Genomic DNA, 468 nt, shown 5'->3' with positions numbered 1-468 from the left:
ACGATGCACGATCTTCCAGAGACCATCTTCTGGGCGAAAGACGCTCGTCACGCGTAACGCCGTCGTCCGGCCCTGGCATCTTGGCGCAGGACAGCTACATTTGTCCGCTACTTGCGGAGGGGGGTATTATGTCAGTGCAGCGGGTGCGTGAAGCCATCGGTCAGTTTCTAGCGTCAAATAAGGAGCAGGTTCTGTGTATCCGCGGTGATTGGGGCACGGGCAAGACATATACCTGGGACGATGTTCTCTCGAAGGCGGTCCTCAGTAAAAAACTCAAGCTGAAACGTTACGCAAAAGTCTCATTGTTCGGCCTGAACTCGATTCAAGACATCAAGCGCGACATTTTTCAGTCCACGGTGGCGATTGAGAAAATCGGAAAGCCGTTCGATTTTAACGACTACACCGACTACATAAACGAGGCGAAATCCTCCAACGTCGTATGGAAGGTTTTCGCATCTCTTACCGGTA

At 51.9% G+C, this 468-nt stretch carries 1 pseudogene; it reads left to right on the top strand.

Annotated features, from left to right (window positions below):
* Nucleotides 1-80 precede the first annotated feature (80 nt).
* A pseudogene (locus EN893_RS37530) lies at nucleotides 81-468 on the top strand (hypothetical protein); the annotation flags it as partial.

Source organism: Mesorhizobium sp. M7A.F.Ca.CA.004.04.2.1 (assembly GCF_004022825.1).
Taxonomy (GTDB): domain Bacteria; phylum Pseudomonadota; class Alphaproteobacteria; order Rhizobiales; family Rhizobiaceae; genus Mesorhizobium.
Note: the sequence above shows the minus strand (reverse complement) of the source record. Positions and strands in the feature narration are given on the sequence as shown.